Raw genomic sequence first — 610 nt, 5'->3', positions numbered from 1 at the left:
GAACGGGACGGATCACGTGGTCGCCGCGAACGACTCACCACTTCAAAAACCTCAACTCGGCGACTCACGTGCATCCGATTGTTATGCGTCCGTTCCCCAATCGTGTACGTTGTCGTAACCCTTAGCTGGTGTGTCGTCACTTTCATATCGATAGACTCCTTCCAATTTCCATTCCCCGACGTCCGCTGCGAATACGCGAAGAAAGTCACCGTCTCGGACGAAAGTTATATCAATCGAACCACGTTCGTTTAACTGCGTCAATAGTTCCTGATCGTCAGCTTCAAACTCGCGTAGCGTCGCATCGAGGACGGAAGGCATTTTTGACGACGGGACGAGATCGATTTTACCCCACACCCGCAATTCGGTCGGCCCTTCGCGAAATACGAACCAGCGTTTCTGCCCCACGTAGATCTTGAACTGCGGGTGATCGATTGAACGCCAGACGGCCTCGAAGTCGCGGATCGCATTCCCAGGGCGAGCGCTGGTAGCGTCGTTGCCTACATTTGGAGCGTTTGAATTTCGTGGCGAGCATCCGGCAACCATCGTCAATATGGTGAGAATCAGGTAGGTACGATGCATCGCTCTATTCGCATAACGTCCCCGTTCACCG

The 610-nt window shown here is 53.6% G+C and carries 1 protein-coding gene; it reads right to left on the bottom strand.

The window, feature by feature from the left end; translation table 11 throughout:
* Positions 1–81: 81 nt before the first annotated feature.
* Positions 82–610: hypothetical protein (locus LOC67_RS22725; protein ID WP_230265131.1), on the bottom strand; the 529-nt coding region annotated here is incomplete at its 5' end.

The sequence above is a fragment of the Stieleria sp. JC731 genome (genome assembly GCF_020966635.1).
Lineage (GTDB): Bacteria > Planctomycetota > Planctomycetia > Pirellulales > Pirellulaceae > Stieleria.
Note: the sequence above shows the minus strand (reverse complement) of the source record. Positions and strands in the feature narration are given on the sequence as shown.